Origin of the sequence: Paenibacillus mesophilus (genome assembly GCF_005938385.1) — a bacterium.
Classification (GTDB): domain Bacteria; phylum Bacillota; class Bacilli; order Paenibacillales; family NBRC-103111; genus Paenibacillus_AB; species Paenibacillus_AB mesophilus.
Window position 1 is genome coordinate 99812 of sequence record NZ_VCRA01000022.1, and the last position, 17019, is coordinate 116830.

At 54.3% G+C, this 17019-nt stretch carries 17 protein-coding genes; 6 read left to right on the plus strand and 11 right to left on the minus strand.

Annotation, left to right across the window (positions count from 1 at the left end):
• Positions 1-137 precede the first annotated feature (137 nt).
• The gene (locus tag FE783_RS28270; protein WP_138882733.1) at positions 138-1082 is read left to right on the plus strand and encodes a phosphatase PAP2 family protein; all 945 of its coding nucleotides are present in this window, start codon (positions 138-140) and stop codon (positions 1080-1082) included.
• 182 nt (positions 1083-1264) lie between these two features.
• Here FE783_RS28270 and FE783_RS28275 read toward each other — a convergent pair whose 3' ends face one another.
• The 5 genes from FE783_RS28275 to FE783_RS28295 form a co-directional block, all read right to left on the minus strand.
• The gene (locus FE783_RS28275; RefSeq protein ID WP_138882734.1) at positions 1265-2263 is read right to left on the minus strand and encodes a Gfo/Idh/MocA family protein; all 999 of its coding nucleotides are present in this window, start codon (positions 2261-2263) and stop codon (positions 1265-1267) included.
• A gap of 173 nt (positions 2264-2436) precedes the next feature.
• Complete coding sequence (locus FE783_RS28280) at positions 2437-3771, minus strand: ABC transporter substrate-binding protein (protein WP_138882735.1); 1335 nt, start codon at positions 3769-3771, stop codon at positions 2437-2439.
• Between the two features lie 888 nt (positions 3772-4659).
• On the minus strand, positions 4660-4791 hold the full coding sequence (locus tag FE783_RS38745) for a hypothetical protein (protein WP_274381465.1): 132 nt from the start codon (positions 4789-4791) through the stop codon (positions 4660-4662).
• Between the two features lie 7 nt (positions 4792-4798).
• A complete protein-coding gene (locus tag FE783_RS28290; RefSeq protein ID WP_138882737.1) occupies positions 4799-5005 on the minus strand; it encodes an FAD-binding protein in 207 nt (68 codons plus the stop codon).
• A 77-nt stretch (positions 5006-5082) separates the two neighbouring features.
• Entirely contained in the window at positions 5083-5922 is an 840-nt protein-coding gene (locus FE783_RS28295) for an AraC family transcriptional regulator (protein ID WP_138882738.1), read from the minus strand.
• A 486-nt stretch (positions 5923-6408) separates the two neighbouring features.
• Between FE783_RS28295 and FE783_RS28300 the strand changes: the two genes are divergently transcribed.
• Positions 6409-6678: a hypothetical protein gene (locus FE783_RS28300; RefSeq protein ID WP_138882739.1), complete on the plus strand. Its 270-nt coding sequence runs from the start codon at positions 6409-6411 to the stop codon at positions 6676-6678.
• A 240-nt stretch (positions 6679-6918) separates the two neighbouring features.
• Here FE783_RS28300 and FE783_RS28305 read toward each other — a convergent pair whose 3' ends face one another.
• Positions 6919-7566: a hypothetical protein gene (locus tag FE783_RS28305; RefSeq protein ID WP_138882740.1), complete on the minus strand. Its 648-nt coding sequence runs from the start codon at positions 7564-7566 to the stop codon at positions 6919-6921.
• Positions 7567-8297: 731 nt separating this feature from the next.
• On the opposite strand from FE783_RS28305, the gene FE783_RS28310 reads away from it, so the two are divergent.
• The 3 genes from FE783_RS28310 to wsfD are packed head-to-tail and all read left to right on the plus strand — an operon-like array spanning position 8298 to position 11238.
• Positions 8298-9341 carry a glycosyltransferase family 2 protein gene (locus tag FE783_RS28310; protein ID WP_138882741.1) on the plus strand — a complete coding sequence of 348 codons (1044 nt, stop codon included), beginning with the start codon at positions 8298-8300 and terminating at the stop codon, positions 9339-9341.
• Positions 9338-9790 carry a GtrA family protein gene (locus tag FE783_RS28315; protein WP_238403288.1) on the plus strand — a complete coding sequence of 151 codons (453 nt, stop codon included), beginning with the start codon at positions 9338-9340 and terminating at the stop codon, positions 9788-9790. Before FE783_RS28310 ends, FE783_RS28315 begins: the two co-directional genes overlap by 4 nt.
• Before the next feature lie 5 nt (positions 9791-9795).
• Complete coding sequence (gene wsfD, locus FE783_RS28320; protein WP_476638932.1) at positions 9796-11238, plus strand: glycan biosynthesis hexose transferase WsfD; 1443 nt, start codon at positions 9796-9798, stop codon at positions 11236-11238.
• A gap of 64 nt (positions 11239-11302) precedes the next feature.
• Here the strand turns inward: wsfD and FE783_RS28325 are convergent, their stop codons facing one another.
• A complete protein-coding gene (locus FE783_RS28325; RefSeq protein WP_138882743.1) occupies positions 11303-12526 on the minus strand; it encodes an MFS transporter in 1224 nt (407 codons plus the stop codon).
• 237 nt (positions 12527-12763) lie between these two features.
• Here FE783_RS28325 and FE783_RS28330 point away from each other — a divergent pair, with 237 nt between their 5' ends.
• Positions 12764-13276 carry a Uma2 family endonuclease gene (locus FE783_RS28330; RefSeq protein ID WP_158302074.1) on the plus strand — a complete coding sequence of 171 codons (513 nt, stop codon included), beginning with the start codon at positions 12764-12766 and terminating at the stop codon, positions 13274-13276.
• Positions 13277-13354: 78 nt separating this feature from the next.
• Here the strand turns inward: FE783_RS28330 and FE783_RS28335 are convergent, their stop codons facing one another.
• The 4 genes from FE783_RS28335 to FE783_RS28350 all read right to left on the minus strand — a co-directional run bounded on the left by FE783_RS28335 (position 13355) and on the right by FE783_RS28350 (position 16369).
• Positions 13355-13537, minus strand: a complete 183-nt coding sequence (locus FE783_RS28335) for a YjfB family protein (protein ID WP_138882745.1) — start codon at positions 13535-13537, stop codon at positions 13355-13357.
• 111 nt (positions 13538-13648) lie between these two features.
• Positions 13649-14140 (minus strand): GNAT family N-acetyltransferase, encoded by a 492-nt coding sequence (locus FE783_RS28340; protein WP_238403289.1) that lies wholly within the window; start codon positions 14138-14140, stop codon positions 13649-13651.
• A gap of 107 nt (positions 14141-14247) precedes the next feature.
• Positions 14248-15090: an AAC(3) family N-acetyltransferase gene (locus FE783_RS28345; protein WP_138882746.1), complete on the minus strand. Its 843-nt coding sequence runs from the start codon at positions 15088-15090 to the stop codon at positions 14248-14250.
• Positions 15091-15331: 241 nt separating this feature from the next.
• On the minus strand, positions 15332-16369 hold the full coding sequence (locus FE783_RS28350) for a formylglycine-generating enzyme family protein (protein WP_238403290.1): 1038 nt from the start codon (positions 16367-16369) through the stop codon (positions 15332-15334).
• Between the last annotated feature and the right edge of the window lie 650 nt (positions 16370-17019).

The following is a 17019-nucleotide window of genomic DNA, read 5'->3' on the forward strand; positions in this document are numbered from 1 at the left end:
CTTCCCTCGTCCGTCAGCGCCGCGTTTCCATCATTCCGCCAATCGGTTTCCCGTGAAATCTGTTGCAGGTTAGGGTCAAATCCGGTATTGTAAACATATTGTAAACAGATGCGGAGAGCACAAGGGGGATTACAAGCTTGACGGCTAGAACAGGGTACATGACGTTTTTGGTCGCGGCTGCCGCGGCTATTATTTTTGCGATTACGCGCGTGGAAAATTGGGGGATCCTATGTCTGATCGTGCTGGCGCTCGCGCTGATCGGCGCCAGGAAGGATGCCAAAGCGATCTCGTGGGGGCAGTTCATGCCGCTCGGCATCGTCGTTATGTTCGTTTTCTTCCTCATTTATAATTACGCCAATCCGATGTGGCACCAGGTAGTGGGCTACCAGACGGCGAACATCCGCCACATCTTTCAATGGAACGAGATCTTCAATGCGATCCCGTTCAACGACGCCTTCTTCTTCCGGCTGTGGCAGCCCGGCTGGCTGACGGAATACTTCCAGTGGGTGTACAATTACGGCTTCGCGCTGTCGTATTGGATTTGCGTCATCCGCGCCTTCTTCACGAAGGACGTGCAGAAGTTCGGGCGCTACTCGCTCGCCGGGTATTTGCTGCAGGTGCCGCTCATCCTGCCGTTCTACAATCTCGTTCTGCTGCAGGAGGTGTGGTACGTGCAGGGAACGCCGGATTTGCTGGAACGCATACTGACGCCGGAGCAGCAGTATTCCACGGCGATGAACTGCTTCCCGAGCATGCATACGTCGATCGCCTTCGCCGGATTCCTTCTCTCCATGCGCGAGAAAAGCGTGTGGTACCGCTGGTGGATCGGTACGTACTGCATCTCGATTATCGTCTCCACCATGTATTTGAAAATCCATTGGGTCATCGACGTATTCGCGGGCATGGCGTTCGCCTACGGCTGCGTCAAGCTGGCCGACTGGATCGTCGGCACGAAGGCGTACGCCGCCTTCGCCGCCTGGTTCGAAGCGCTTGGCGCCCGTCTGCAGAACCGTTTCATGGGGCCGAAGGTGCCTCAAATGCCGCAGGCTGTCCCACCGGATTCAAGCACGCTCCACGGTTAAAAAAGAGCCGCCTTCTCCCGTTACGGAGGAGGCGGCTTTTGCATTGCTTACTTACTGGAAAACATGCAGCTATTTCCTGGCCATGGCGGCGATCGGCGCCGATTCGGGAGAAATTGCTGACTTTTTCCAGTTCATGAACCGTATATGCGTCGTTTTCCCGAAATTAACTGCATCTTTTCCATCTACGGTCTTACGGATTGGGCTGTACCTTCAAAACGGACGGGACTGCCTTCCTCCACGGAAACGTTCGCCGCGGCCGTTATTTCGAACGATCGATACGCGTCGGCGTAATCGGAACGAATCCGGGACGTGTCGCCTGTTCGGACCGCATGCAGGAAAGCTTCGTTTTCCAGTACATACGGGTCCGCCGCATTCCGGTATTCGGTCGTGCGATCCCGTCCGATCGCCTTCAGCCCGGTAGAGCGGATTTCGAGAACGCCTGCGCTCGTGAACAAATCCAGCCCCGTCTGGTGCCCCTTCGGGAGCATGCACGTATTGGAAATCGTGGCGACTATGCCGCCCGCCACCTTCATGGTGACCGTCCCGACGTCGGCTACGTCCGTCCCTTCAACAACTTCGTGTACATGGCGCCGTCCGAACGCCGCGTATACCTCCTCCACCTCGCCGCACAAATACCGGACAAGATCGACCAGATGCGTCGCCTGCTCGACGAATTGTCCCCCGGAGCCGTTCTGCCGTCTCCACCATGTCGGCGTTAGGGGCATCCCGCCCATCCAGTAGCCGAGCGCCATCCCGGTCGTCGCTCGCTGCTGCAGCTCGCGGGCTTTTGCCACGGAATCATGGTATCGCCAGTTGTAGCCGACCGCCGTAATGAGGCGTTTCTCCACGACTTTGTCCCGCACCGGAGCAACCGTCTCCGTCTGAATCGCAAGCGGCTTCTCCACGAAAAAAGGGATTCCGCGTTCGACCAAACTCATCTCTACAGCGCCATGCGCCATCGGCGGCAGGCAAATGTAGACGGCATCCGGCTTGCATTCGTCCAGCATATGCTCTGTATCGGCAAACGCCTTCGCATCCCGCCAGTTTCCCGCCGCCCGTTCCGCGCTCTCCATCGTTCTCCCGCATATGGCGGCGATCGACACGCCTTCCATTTGCGCAATAATGCGTTGGTGCTTCTCCGCAAATCTTCCCGTTCCGATAAATCCTACACGAATCGCCATACGCGCCCACCTTTGGTCACCAATGTTCTATAATAAAGAATTACGTTCTTATTATAGAATAACACTTCCTAGTATATTCCATCAACGAAAGATTGAAGCAGTATGTTCCGGTCAACCGCGGCAAACAAAAAACCTCGGATTTCTCCGAGGGGCAGGCGGGTACGCAGCCCGCATCATTTTTTGGCGGCCATTCGTTCGGCGACGGCTTTATTCGTTTCTTCTTCCGCAATTCTGAGCATCGTATTCACATCGGTGACTTTGCCTGCAGCCGCTTCGCCGAACTGTTTATTCAGTGCGCTTTGGGCCAATCCGTCATAAGGCGTCAATAAATACGGCGGCGCATATTTGTCGGGAAACATCGCGGCCAAATTGATTTTCCTGTTCTTCAGCCAAGGGATTTCCGTACCGAATATTTTCTTCGCTTCGGGATCGTTCAACACCGTCAAGATCCCCGCTTTGGACAAGTCCATCAAATGCTCCTTCGAAGCCAGAAACGAAATGACCTGGAACGCCTCGTCCTTATGCTTGCTCGTGCTGGCAAGCGAATAAATGCTGCCTTGAATGCCCCCGCCCACGCCGGGCAGGTCAGCAAACACGGGAGCGCGCGCGATGTCCCAATTGACCTCCCAGGTCGCATTCAGATCGACGGCGGCAAGCATCATCGCGGCCGTGCCCTGCTTGATGAACAAATTCGTGTCGGTCGGCTTCTCATTCCCCGGAATTTGCAAGAAGCGGACGTAATTGGACGTAAACTTCTGCCATCTCGGATCGGAAGTGAACAGCGATTTGTTCGTCTTCGGATCGACGAAAGGAGCGGACAGCTGGTTGAACAGCAGCATATTCCCGGTGTTGATAATCGCCCCTTGATACTGCACGCCGCCGTCGGTTCTCGTCATCTTCTTCGCGAGTTCGTAAAACTCGTCGTAGGTCATCCCGTCCTTCGGATAGGCGACCCCGAATTTATCGAACAAATCTTTGTTGTAGTACAATTTGTAGGAGCTGAAGTTGACAGGCAAGCCGTACAGCGGCCCCCCGGTTATAAGCCGGAGAACGTCGATCGCTTCCGGATACAGCATGTTCAGATCGTACCGGTATTTTTTGATCAGATCGCCGACATCGTAGGCCAATTTCGTTTCTATCAGATAAGGGTTGATGTTGATCGTCCCCACATGAAGAATATCGATGGACAGCCCTTTCGTGAGCGCACCTTGGATGGACATGATCCCTTTGGCCTCGTCATCGGTTGAGCCCAGCAAATAGTAATCGAGCTTGAGGTTCGGATACTTTTTGAGCAGATCGTTGCCGTGTTCGCGCATAAATCTTTCCTTGTCGGTAGAACCGAGAAACAGCAGCTCGACAGGCTCTCCGGGCTTGCCTATCGTTGGTGCCGCAGGCGTCGCCTCGGGTCCCTTCCCATTGGCCGATCCGTCCGATCCTTTCGAACAGGCTGTCAGTGCCAGCGTCAATGCTAACAAAGCGACCGACCCTCGTACGTTTTTATTCAACATGACTTGTTCCCCCTCCAGTACGTGAATGTCCCGCAATCGGCTTACGGGTTCTATCCGACAGGCTGGAAAAAGCGGCTGCGGGCTACGCCGCCATTGAACGGTACATCCGTCACCCTATTGGGCATCCCTCCCGGTTCACCCGCGTTAAGCATGGCGATCGCTTATTTGGAAGCGGAACGATTGCGTCTTGCAAGGTTCGGCGATTGAAGCATCGACTTGCATCGGCAATCGATTGGAAGCGCTTACTGGAAAGAAAAGTTTCGAGCGATACGAATTGCGGATTCAACAGTCCCATGAAGGATGAGAAGCTTGAGCCAATATCCGGAGCGATTAGGAGAATTGTACGGATCATTCCAGGCTACGCTATGCAGCAGGTGAATTTCGTTAAGATGACTGGGGATTATTATTGCGAGTGAGTCGAAGTATATGTCTCACAATGAGATACAATATAACCTATATTGTTACAATACATTATAATATTTAAGATCGCTCCTGTAAACCCGAAACTTTATCCCGCCCATCGCACTGCATTAAAGCTATTACCCGCAAGCCGGGAAGTAACCGTTATATCGATCGCGTGCAGGCTAGATGTGTCCGCCGTCCGCAGATGGAAAAGATGCAGTTATTTTCGTGAAATCAGTGCATGTACCTGTAGTTAGATGGAAAAAGTCCAGCTATTTCTCCTAAATCTGCCCTGGTTGCCTCAGGTACTGAGGAAATAGCTGCATGTTTTCCAGTTAAAAGTCCCCAGCTGCCGTTCGGCGCCGCTTTTATATGCATGTTTTCCATTTAATGAGGGGAGGAGGACGAACCGTACAAGAGCGGAAGCTGCTATCCCCGTATGACACGGCAAAAAACGGCTGCCACGCGGCAGCCGCTTCATTTATTTTAGATGAAGGCCGGCTTCCCCCAACGGCGAAGCGCGCGGTCGATCAGCAGCCGGATTTTATCGTCCATTACGTTGCGGATTTCCGAGCTGCCTTTGAACGAAATGACCAGCGATCCGTCGAGCTTCGGCAAATAGCGCTCAAACGCTCCCGCGATTGCCGGCCGAGTCTCCTCGTGGCGGCCCCCACCCGAAGCCCGGATTGAACGCTTCGATAAATTCCCGCCCGACCGAGGCGGTGCGCTCGACGACGATCACGTCCCGCTTCTCCTCCATCGCGGCTATTGCCGCGCCAAGGCCGGCTAACGTGGCGCCGCATACGAGCAGCGAGCACTCTGTGCGATTCACTTGAACAACCTCCTCATGACATCCCCTATCGGATTGACCGAACTTTCCAACCTTTATCCGAAGCCGATAAGCCCAAGCTACGCTTTCCTGTACTCCCGGGGCGGCATGCCCGCATGGCTCGCGAACACTCTGGCGAAATAGAGCGGGTCTTGAAAGCCGACCTTCCGCGCCACTTCCGACACGGTCATATCACTGCTCTGCAGAAGCTGCTTCGCCTTGTCCAGCCTGATCTTCGTAATGTATTGCGTCGGCGTGCAGCCCGCCACCTTCTTGAACATGATCGAGAAGTAGCTCATCGACAAAGCGGCTACTTCCGCCAGCTCCTCCCTCTCCAAAGGGTCGGCGTAATGGCTCTTGATATATTCCATGCTCTTGGTTATGGCCCGGCGGACAAGGTCGCCTTCCTTCCTTTGCAAGTACAGCTTGCGCACTTCGCCTACAATGCTCTGGAACATCAGTCTGGCCTGCCATTCGTAATCCGCGTCCTTGTCGTGCCACAGATCGTACAGACGCTTCATTTGAAGGGCAAAGCCTTCGATGTCGTCCGTCTGCGTCACAACCGGCAGCGGCAAACGGTCTTCCTGCGGATCGAGACAAATGACGGAGCTTGCGTCCCACTCGATCAGCTTGTAATCGTAATGGACCGAATAAAACTGCAGCGGCTGCTCGGACGTATACGTGAGCTGGCATCTGCTGCCAAGCGGAAAATAAAATACGGAACCGACGGACAGCGGATAATGGACGCCGTTAATAATCACCACCCCCGCTCCATGGGTGACAAACATGAAATTACGCAGCGACGTTTTCTCATACGTCACCGTACGAGTATGCTTGCCATGAACCTGCCAAAATTTGCAGTCGCGCCATAACACGCCGAAAACCCGCGGATGAAATCTCGAGAAGAAGGCATTGTCCATTAACGATCCCCCCTGTTCCGTAACGTTATTATAGTTGCTTCGCGATATGGTTTAAATGGAATTTTGAACAGATATATGGATTTATGTTTTATGATGAGGAATCCAAACATTTGTCCATGTTTCTATTTTTTCATCCATTTACCAGTGTCATTTCTTGCCTATATGGCGATTCCATGAAAGAACGAGGGCTTCCATACTTGTAAACCTGTATCCATATGCGAGGAAAAAAATCGGTGAATCGTACAAAAAGCGAGCCAGCCTAACAGCCGACAAGCCGGGAGTAGAGGAGATAGTCCACCTGAACGCGTGAAAGTCGTAAAGGGGTATTTGCGCAAAAATAACACGGCCAACACGACTTTGCAAGGGTGAAAATCGCGGGCTTTTCGCCGTTTGTCCGGCTGATCCAAAACGATGCGGGCTAGTGCCCTCTTCCCTTTGCCGTGCATAGGATAAACTAGACATCAATGGAAAGGAAGAGAGCGGCAGATGAGCAACGGCACCGATACGCAGGAGCTAAGACCTCCCCAAGGAGGGGGGCACGACGGCCATCACGGAGACGGCCATCACGGCGGTTATCATGGAGGGGGATACCATGGCGGTTATTACCCGCCTAAATTCCCGCAGCTATTCCCTTTAATTATCCCGCTGCCGTATCCGTATCCGACTCCTTATTCCTCCTATCCTTACTCGACTTATCCGTACCAGCAGCCGTACCAACAGCCGTACCCTTACTATCCGTATCCATACTATGGATAAGATTTGAATGCAACGGCAGCGGCAGCCCGGGACGCGAAAATAAAGTCCCGGACGGCCGCCGCCGTTTTTATCTACCCCAGCATACTGATAGGAGCTATACTCAACGAATCCGCCTCTTCCTTCCTTGTCTATATCAATCGTCTTAAAAATAAAAAGCGAGGACAAAGTGCATCCTCGCTAAAAGGGAACGGGAAAACGTCGAGCGAGACAAAGCCCGGCTCCAACCCGAACGTTCGTCGATTATTGCGCAGGTACCTTAGTAGGCTGTTCGTAGAAACGAAGCTGGAGCACCTTTAAGCCCTTATTGTCATACTGCCAGAAATAGTTTTCCAAACGATCGTCAAAAAGCGGGTATCGTTCCGTAACGCCGTCTCCGTCCAAATCCACATAAATATACAACAATTCTTTGGTGACGTTGTCGAACGAGCTTTTTCCTTTGTCTCTCACGGAAACAAGGCTATACAAAGAACAATATAGTTCGTCCGTTGACGGATCCGTAGCGCAAGTCGTCATTTCCGAACTGCCGCCCGATTTTCCAAGCGCTCGCGCATAAACGGAATACGAAGTCGTGCCGTCTCCATCCGGATCCGGATTGGGCAACCGGAAAGCAGCGCTGCCGTCGGTACCGTTTGCATCCAACACTTGGTAGTCGCCCTGGGAAAGTAAAATTCGCGAGCTTCCTTCAAGCGGAACAAAAATGCGACGACCGTCGTTATTGGTCATATCGGCATTTTTGTCATGCGATACTCCGATAATGTTCAGATTGTAATGAGCGCCGCTAGGAGCCCCGTTCCCGGTGGACTCGGCTCCCGTGACTCCGGCGGCGGACAGCGTGAGGGCGGCGGACAGCAAACCGACGAGCATGAGCTTTTTCCTGCTTCCCTTCATACTTCAATTCCCTCCTTAAATCATGATTGGATGGCCATTCCATAAGTTAGTATATTCCGAATATACAGATAATTCAATAATTTTGTTCTTGTTAAAGAATTTTTTTTGAATTAACGCCTGAATATTAAGTAAATTCGTTGAAATCGTTCGTTATAAAGAACAATAAAACATTTCGCTATAAGAAAAGCTTCTGATCGAAGCCTTCTCGATGATGTTCATTCGTGTTTTAGCGGTAGCTTATTCTTGGTAAACAAAGTCTCTCTTCACTGTAGTGCTTTAGCGAAGTTAAACTTTCCTTATCGTTAAAAAAGCAGCCCTGCGCTTGTATCACGCGAGCTGCTTGGGTATAAAAAGCACACCCAGACTTCAAGGTGGAACCCATGGTGGCCGTGATCGGGCATTTCCGCCATTTGCATCTGGAGCACGACGTGAAAGATTTTCAAGTGCTCGCGATTCATCGACTACGCATACATTAGACCGCCGTTTCGGATTGCCGTGGAAATCGATGGCTACGGAACACATGCAAGCTCCTCATCGGGTTTATCCACGCTCGGATTCGAAATGTCCCATCCCGCCGGTCAAACTCACTCCCCCTGTCTCGAAATACTCTCATTCCTATCTGATCCATTTGCGCATTGCCCGGAAGCAAGCGGCTTTTAACCGGCATTTGATTTTCCCGTCAATAATCGTATCATAGAGAGAGGTAAAATTGGCTAACGGAGGACACGCATATGCATGCGCAAGGGGCTTTACCCATATTAGGCATCGTCGTTCCTTGCTACAACGAGGAAGAAGTTCTTCCCGAAACGATCGTACGACTGACTCGCGTGCTCGATCGGCTGGTCGGGGAACGTCTCGCGTCTCCGGGCAGCTTCATGCTGTTCGTCGACGACGGAAGCCGGGACAAGACGTGGGAGCTGATCGAGAGCTTCCGGCAGTCGAACCCCCGGGTCGCCGGCCTGAAGCTGGCCCGCAACGCGGGACACCAGCGCGCGCTGCTCGCCGGACTGAATCGCGCCCGTCTGACCGCCGACTGCGCAATCTCGATTGATGCGGACTTGCAGGACGACCCGGAAGCGATTCGCGAGTTTATGATCAAATACAGTGAAGGCTACGACATCGTATACGGCATCCGCCAAAGCCGCGCCACGGACACCGCGTTCAAACGCGGAACGGCGCAATCGTTCTACAAGCTGATGGCCAAGCTCGGCGCCAAAGTCGAATACAACCACGCCGACTACCGGCTCATGAGCCGCCGCGCGCTCGAGCAGCTCGACCGGTTCAAGGAAGTGAACTTGTTTCTGCGGGGCATCGTGCCGATGATCGGCTTCAAGAGCACCAAAGTATACTTCGACCGTCACGAGCGGTTCGCCGGGGAATCGAAATATCCGCTGAAGAAAATGCTTTCGTTCGCATGGGACGGCATTACTTCGCTGAGCGTGACGCCGATCCGGTTCGTCACCTTGGCCGGCTTCGCGCTTTTCCTGATCAGTGTGCTCGCGGCGCTATATTCGATTATCCAGAAGCTGGCTGGCAATACCGTCTCCGGCTGGACGTCGCTCATGCTCTCGATCTGGTTCGTCGGAGGCATTCAATTGATCAGCCTCGGGCTTATCGGCGAGTACATCGGCAAAATTTATAAAGAAGTCAAGCGCCGTCCGCTGTATATCGTAGAGACGGATCTCGCGGCGCAGTCCGAAGCGAGCAGCCGGACGGAACCGAACCCGACGCCGGACAAGACCTCCCGGAAAGTGGAACAGGAGACGCTGCGATGAACCTGCTCGCCCGGATGGACCACTCGTTCCTCCGCTTCCTGCTCGTCGGAGTGTTCAATACGCTGGTCGGCCTGTCCGTCATCGCCTTGCTGCTCCATGTCGCCGGGATCGGCTATTGGGCCTCCACCTTTATCGGCAACGCCGTCGGAGCGCTGGTCAGCTACATTTTGAACAAACGGTTCACGTTTCGCTCCAAAGCCAAGGTTGCCGGAAGCTTGTGGAAATTTTTGCTCGTCACTCTCGTTTGTTACGGCTTGTCCTACGGGATCGGTTTATATGGCGGATGGTTGATAGCGGCCGTATTTCCTTGGTTTCCCGACAACCGCGTGCACGACGCGGCGACCCTGCTGGGCACGGGACTCTATACGGTAACCAATTATTTGGGACACAAATATTTCAGCTTTCGGACGGTTTCATCCGTTAGCAGACAGGCAGGTGAGTCGTCTTGAGAAGAATGCCAGGCCTTACCTTCTGGACGATGGCCGCGGCAATCGTCGTCATGGTGTACGTACTGATCGTCAAACCGATCGTCGGCATCGCCGACAACGGCGACTTTTTGCGCATCATGGCATCGACCGGACTGGACTACCTGGATCCGAATCTCTCTTATGAAGACAAATATTTCGGAAACTTTATACGCGAGTTCAAGCTCGCCTCGCTCGGCATAGGCGGCTACGCTTCGACGCAAGTGCCGCTTGTCATTATCGCCACTTGGCTGAACAAGCTCGCCTACAGCCGGGACGTGTTCGACATGCGGTTCATGACCGTCGTATACGGCTTGCTGCTGCTGGCTGGCTTCTGGGCCGTCACCCGGTTTCACCGGACGCTTCCGCTCGTCAGCCGGATCGCGATCGGGCTGCTGCTCGTGTTCGTATTTGCCGATGTGGGCTATATCGGATACTTCAACTCGCTGTTCGGCGAGCCGGTGTCGCTCGTCTTTCTGCTCCTGACCGTCGCGCTGGCACTGGCAACCGCTACCCGTGAGAAGCCTTCGCGCAAGCTGCTCGTCGCTTTCTTCCTCTGCGCGATCTGGCTGACCGGATCCAAAATCCAGAACGCACCCGTCGGCATCCTGATCGCCCTTCTCGGCTTGCGTTTCTTGGGGATGAGCCGCGAAGCCGCTTGGCGCAGGACGGTAATCGGCTTCTCCGCTTTTCTCGCGCTCGGCTCGCTGGCCATGTATATTTTCGCGCCGAAGCAGCTGAAAGAGATTAATATGTATCAAACGGTCTTCTATGGCGTAGTGAAAGATTCGCCGACGCCCGAAGAAGACTTGGAGGAGCTTGGCGTATCGAAAGAGCTCGCGGTTCTGGCCGGCACGAACTTCTTCACCGCCGACACGCCGATTCCGCAGCGCGATCCGCGCATGTACGAGATGTTCTATAACCATATGAGCCATGGCAAAATCGCGCTGTTCTACCTGAAGCATCCGGGACGCCTATTCGAGAAGCTGGAAATCGCGGCCGAGAACGGCATGACGATCCGCCCGTATTATTTGGGCACTTACGAGAAAAGCGAGGGCATGCCGCGAGGCGCCGTCTCGAACAAATTCGGCTTATGGAGCGAGTGGAAGCGGACATACTTGCCGAATACGCTCTGGTTCCTCCTCCCGTTCTGCCTGCTGTATTATTTCATTCTATGGATGGAATGGCGCAATGCGGGGTCGCTCGGAGGACGAATATACGCGGAGACGTTCGCCCTCGTCGGGCTGATCGGCATCATCTCGTTCCTCATCCCGGTTATCGGCGACGGCGAAGCCGATCTGAGCAAGCATTTGTTTCTGTTCAACGTCTGCTTCGACATCATGTTCGTCGCCAGCCTGCTTTGGATCGTCCATAAGGCGGCGATTGCGTTTGGCGGACGGCCGGCTTATCCCCGTTATGACTCGTGGCAGTAAAGAAATAGGGCGCGATTCTCGATGAAGAGAGTCGCGCCCTTTCCTTATCTGCTGCAGCCCGTATTTACGCCGCCTCCGGCTTCCTGTCCTTCGGCAGCAGGATGGCCAGCACGCCGAGCAGCGGCAAGTAGGCGCAAAGCTTCATGATGTAAGCGATGCTCGTCGCATCGGCGATCCAACCGAGCACGACCGAGCCCAGTCCGCCGAGGCCGAACGCCAGACCGAAGAACAATCCCGATACGAGCCCGACATTGCCGGGGAGCAGCTCTTGGGCGTAGACGACGATGATCGAGAAGGCCGAAGAGAGCACGAAACCGGCACATACGCATAATACGCCCGACCAGAACAAATCCGCATAAGGCAGCAGTATCGAGAACGGCGCCGTTCCGAGTATCGACAGCCAGATGATGTTGCGTCTGCCGAACCGGTCCGCGAGCGGCCCGCCGAAGAACGTCCCGGCCGCGGTAGCGACGAGGAATGCGAACAGGAACAGCTGCGCGTGCTCGACCGTCACTCCGTAATCGTCGATTAAATAAAACGTATAGAAGCTCGTAATGCTGGACATGTATACATGCTTCGAGAACACGAGAAACACGAGGATGACGATCGCCGACACGATCTGGAAACGGGACAGCGAGCCGATCCTGGCCTCCTGCGCAGTGCGCTTGGCGGATGCGCGCGGCGCGATATTTTGCCGCCTGTACCATCCTGCTACGTAATATTGGATGACGATTCCCGCTATCGCGACGAAAGTAAACCAAATGACGCCTATTTGTCCGAGCGGTACGAACAGCACCGCCGTCAAAATCGGACCGAGCGAACTGCCGATATTGCCGCCTACTTGGAAAATGGATTGGGCCAATCCTCTCTTTCCTCCGGCGGCCAAGTAAGCGACCCGCGACGATTCCGGATGGAAGATCGCCGAGCCGATGCCCATCGCCGTGACGGCAAGCAGGATTAGAGCGAAATTCGGCGCAAGCGCCAGCATGACGATACCCGCCAAAGTAAAACATACGCCGATCGGCAAGATGTACGGCCGGGGGCGTATATCCGCATACGTTCCGACGATCGGCTGCAAAATCGAAGCTGTCATATTCATCGCGAAGGCGATCAAGCCGATCTGCTTATAGGACAAACTGAGCGAGTCTCTCAGAATCGGAAACAGCGCCGAAACCGTCGACTGCATCACATCGTTCAGCAAATGGACGATACTGATGGCGAACAAAATCGGAAAAACGGTCGCTGCTGCGGTTGAAGCATGTGAAGCGGTTCTTGCCACTGTGGTCATCTCCCTAAGCTGGTTGAAAAATAAAAACAAAAGAAAAGCAAACGTTCCTTCAAACGAAATGAACGTTTGTGCGATTATAGCACGACAGGCCGGGAAACCGTCAATACCCTAGTGAGCGGGAACGTTCTTAAGGATCTTCCCGATCTGTTACCCGGGAAGCTCCCTTTATCGTTATTTTCTCGTATGGTATACTTGAAACTAGCTGCATGAACCTATATGCGCAAGGCGGTGGGTCCATTGTTCCAGGAACATGACAGGTATGAAGTGTGGGACGGTGAAATCATTATGATGACTCCGGCTAGTCCAAGGCATGAAAAAGTTGTTCTGCGCATATCCAATCTGCTCGGCACCCATATAGATGCGAATCGTCTCGGCGGTCTATACGGTTCCAATACGGCCGTATATTTGACAGGAAAAAAAGATCGTTACCGGATGCCCGATCTGTCGTTTGTCGCTGCGGAGCGAGAAGACGAGCTTGTCCGTGAGGATGGAATATTCGGAAGTCCCGACCTGATTGTAGAAATCCTATCGCCTGGTTTATCCGCCTATGATCGGGATCTCGTGGAAAAATATAATAATTACGAGCAGTTCGGAGTAAAGGAGTATTGGATTGTCGATCCGTTCGATAAAACAATCCGGGTCCATACGTTGAAGGATGGAGGGTATGCACTCGCCGACCGTTCGATTTTGTTCCCGGAGCTTGTGACCGATACCGATGAACTGTTCCGCGGATTGCCGGACGTCCACTGATCCGCCTACGACAAGAAGCCCGTGAAATCGACGATTTCGCGGGCTTCTTGTCTGTAACCGGTTATAACGGCCTTTCCGCTACGCGCGAATATCGAGGCTGCCGCCCAAATGGGGCTGCACGCTCTGCTGCAGCATTTGCGCCATTTGCGCACCTTGCACCTCGGCGGCTTCCTTCACCTTGCTGAGCATTTGGATGCCGACCGCAAGAGGAAGATCGCTCTTGCTGAATTGGGAATACGCCGCATTTAACGATACGCTCATAACTGATCCTCCTGACGGTTGTCCATTTTCCCTTCAAACCCGATCATACCACGTAGCCCGACGCGCGAACAACCATAAATTAGCAAATTGGCCCGCCACGCCGAGTCGTAATCAAGCCAGATCCAATCTCATCTTGACCGTACGCAGGGCATGTCCGTAGAACAGCTCCTCCGTCTCGCCGACGACTCGGAACCGCCTAGCGTCGTAGAACGCACGGCCCGTCCGGTTCGTCTTCTCCACGTTGACGAACAGCCGCTTCGTTCCCTCGAGCCGGCCTATCCCTTCCTTCAGCAGCATCGTTCCGATGCCGGTTCCTTGCGCTTCCGGCATAATGTAGATCGCGCCGAGCTCGGCCTCCTCCGGATCGCGGCGGGACACGAAGAAATTGCCGAAGCCTACGATGACGCCGTCCCGCTCGGCCACGAGCAGCAAAGAATTGACCATTCTTCGCCGCATCGCCTCTTCGGAATAGAACGAATCCAGAAACCTGACGCGTACCGGCTCGGGAATAATGTACGCATACGTATGATGCCATGTCGTGCGCGCCACCGTCCGTACTTCGGCGACGTCCTTTTCTTCGATGATTCGAATGATGACCGCCACAGTTCCACCCCGCAATCGCTCTCTTGGCTACAGTGTACCAAAACGCGGCCCGTTCCGTAAGTCGGGACCGCAACATTGTGTACCCGCGGTGTGGCGGTTAAGAGCCTTTAGGAGCTTCTATGTTCGGAAAAAGCGCAGTCGGCCGGCCTGTTCCTCTCCATCCACGCGACGCCGTAATCGACCAATTGCCTTTGCGGCATCAGCATGGTCGGCGCATTGGCGATGCGTCCTGTCCGGACATGTCCGGTGTCTTTGGCGAAGTCACGCCCGATCGCTTCGAAGTCTGACGAATCGTAGTCGAGCTCCGGGTAGCCTACCCACTCTCTGACGCCGTCGCGAAGTATCGGGGCGTAGGCGGTCGTCTCCGCTTTCCCCGGAAAAGATGCTCGAATTTCCGCCAAATGCAGCGAAGTATTGTTGCCATGCCCGACGCCGAGCAGCAGCACCCACCCGTCCGCGTCATAGATGCGGGCTATTGGCGAACGTTCCCCCAAGCCGAACTCGAGCGGATGCTCGGAGACAATGTCTTGGACGCGTCCGCCCCAGGCGGCGAACGATAGCTGCGGGTGCATGCTGCGGACGACTCCGCGCTGCTTCCGAAAGCATTCGGGAATCGCTCCCATGCTGCGGGTCGGCGTCAAATCCGGGTCATAAGCCGGCATCAGCCTGCGGATCGGCTCCCACCACGACTCGCGTACCGGCGGATTGCACCAGCCGGCCGGATCGGACAAGTCTCCCGCATGCGTCGGCATGACGAGCGTGCCTTCCGGCCCCAGCACTTGCTCCAGCGCCAATATGACATCCACCGGTCCTCCCGGAGCCCATCCTCCCAGCGCTTTCATCGAAGAATGGACGAGGAGCGTCATGCCGGGCGTTACACCCATGGCGATCAAGTCCTCGATTAACGTTTCTATCGTAATGAGGTCTCCCTGAATTTCCGGCTGTTTCATCAAATGCCGCCTCCACTGTCTTTTCCCTTATTATCCGCATCGGAAGCATCCGCTTGTTAGTGTTTTTTTGACTATAGCCGATTCGCCTTCTTCCGCAAAATAACCCCACAAAGTGGAGCCTTGCTTCGAAGCTTATTCCAAGTACTTTGCGGGGACCCCGAAATCATAAACCCCATATAGGCAAAAAGAGCCCACACCCCTCCGTTCGAACGAAGGGGCGCAGGCGCAGGCTTTACCGCTATTAATGGCCGGGCACATCCGCCGCGCAGCGGAACCCGATGTTGCCCGCCGAGCTGTCCGGCGTGTTGGAGTTGCGGGCCGCCACACGGTACCGGTTGCAGTATGATTTATGGCACAAATACGAGCCCCCGCGCATACTGCGGCGGTCGCCGGACGCGGGACCTTTCGGGTTGTCCGCCGGCTCGTCCATGTAAGCGGTCCGGCTGAACCAGTCGCCGACCCATTCCCAGACATTGCCCGATACGCTGTAAAGACCGTAGCCGTTCGGCTCGTAGGACTTCGCCGGAGCGGTTCCGATGTAGCCGTCCCGCTTCGTATTTTTCTCCGGGAACGTCCCCTGCCAAATGTTGCACATATGCTTGCCTTCCGGCGTCAGCTCGTCTCCCCACGGATACGTCTTCTGCTCCAGCCCGCCGCGTGCGGCATATTCCCATTCCGCTTCGGTCGGCAGCCGCTTGCCCGCCCATTTGCAGTAGGCGGCGGCATCGTTCCACGTTACGTGTACGACCGGGTGATCCATCCGGTCCTCGATATCCGAGCCCGGCCCCTCCGGCTGGAACCAGAAAGCGCCCTTGACGCCGAACCACCACGGCGTCCCCTGCACCCTGCCCATCAGATGAGACGTCTGACGCGGCGTCAAAAACATCTCGAACACGTATGACCAGCCGAATTTCTCCGCCTCGGTCTTATAGCTTCTCGCATTGACGAATTCGGCGAACTGCCGGTTCGTAACCGTACATGCGTCGATATAGAACGGATTCAGCGTCACCTCGTGAACCGGTCCTTCGCCGTCTGCCGGGAAACCGTCCTTGCTGCTGCCATTGCCCATCCGGAATGCGCCCCCGGGCAAATAGATCATGTCCGGCTTATTTCCCGGTTCTACAGCCGCCGCGGCTGACGCTTGCCGCTGCTCGGGTTGTGCATCGGCGGATTCGGGTGCCGCCGGATTCGCTTCAGTTGATTTTTTGAACGATTGCAGCTGGATGCTTGCCCTGCTTGTCGAACAGCACGAACCGTCGCTCTTCTTCGCTTCCGTCAACTTCAATCCCCTCTTCCGGTCTCTTGGATGTCTGCTACCGTCCATTCTAACGAAAAAACGGGACAGGGGCAACGTCCGACGCGTCTGTTCAGGACACCCAAGCTAAAACTAACAATCGTCAGCCCGTTACGAAAGGGGAAAAATAACCGGCAGCGGCAGCGGCCGCGGAAGCTGAACCGGCTCATTGCTGTCCTTTCCCATAAGCCCGCAGATGGAAAAAATGCAGTTATTTACGGGAAAACGACGCTTGTGCCGCGCCTTAACTGGAAAAAGAAGACTGTCGATTAACTCGTGTGTAAAGGAGTGGAAAGTGAAAAGGATACCTTCTGGCGAGTTTTGGATTTAAATTCCAACCGCTAAATCTTTGATAAATCAAGGACTTTAAAACAAGCTGTCTGAGTAAAAGAAGGTATCTTTTCACTTGGAACGGCGTGCTTTCGCTTCGCTTTCAGTTAATCGACAGTCTCAAACCTGCAGTATATTTTATCGAATATGCTAGTTGGACTCGAATATGGCGAAATTAACTGGGTGTTTTCCATTAGCGTTGCATTAAAGCTGACATGAAAATTTTCATTCTACAAATTGCTATATTTGTAAAATAAAGAACTGTTTTTCGTGGACAAAACCGAAAAAAAACTCCACTGTAGAGG

Excerpts from the sequence above, each read along its gene's own strand:
- FE783_RS28295 (WP_138882738.1), bottom strand. The coding sequence starts at position 5,922 with ATGGACAATGCCTTCTTCTCGAGATTTCATCCGCGGGTTTTCGGCGTG.
- FE783_RS28310 (WP_138882741.1), top strand. The coding sequence starts at position 8,298 with ATGCATGCGCAAGGGGCTTTACCCATATTAGGCATCGTCGTTCCTTGC.
- FE783_RS28345 (WP_138882746.1), bottom strand. The coding sequence starts at position 15,090 with ATGAAACAGCCGGAAATTCAGGGAGACCTCATTACGATAGAAACGTTA.
- FE783_RS28280 (WP_138882735.1), bottom strand. The coding sequence starts at position 3,771 with ATGTTGAATAAAAACGTACGAGGGTCGGTCGCTTTGTTAGCATTGACG.
- FE783_RS28315 (WP_238403288.1), top strand. The coding sequence starts at position 9,338 with ATGAACCTGCTCGCCCGGATGGACCACTCGTTCCTCCGCTTCCTGCTC.
- FE783_RS28305 (WP_138882740.1), bottom strand. The coding sequence starts at position 7,566 with ATGAAGGGAAGCAGGAAAAAGCTCATGCTCGTCGGTTTGCTGTCCGCC.
- FE783_RS28300 (WP_138882739.1), top strand. The coding sequence starts at position 6,409 with ATGAGCAACGGCACCGATACGCAGGAGCTAAGACCTCCCCAAGGAGGG.
- FE783_RS28335 (WP_138882745.1), bottom strand. The coding sequence starts at position 13,537 with ATGAGCGTATCGTTAAATGCGGCGTATTCCCAATTCAGCAAGAGCGAT.
- FE783_RS28275 (WP_138882734.1), bottom strand. The coding sequence starts at position 2,263 with ATGGCGATTCGTGTAGGATTTATCGGAACGGGAAGATTTGCGGAGAAG.
- wsfD (WP_476638932.1), top strand. The coding sequence starts at position 9,796 with ATGCCAGGCCTTACCTTCTGGACGATGGCCGCGGCAATCGTCGTCATG.
- FE783_RS28325 (WP_138882743.1), bottom strand. The coding sequence starts at position 12,526 with ATGACCACAGTGGCAAGAACCGCTTCACATGCTTCAACCGCAGCAGCG.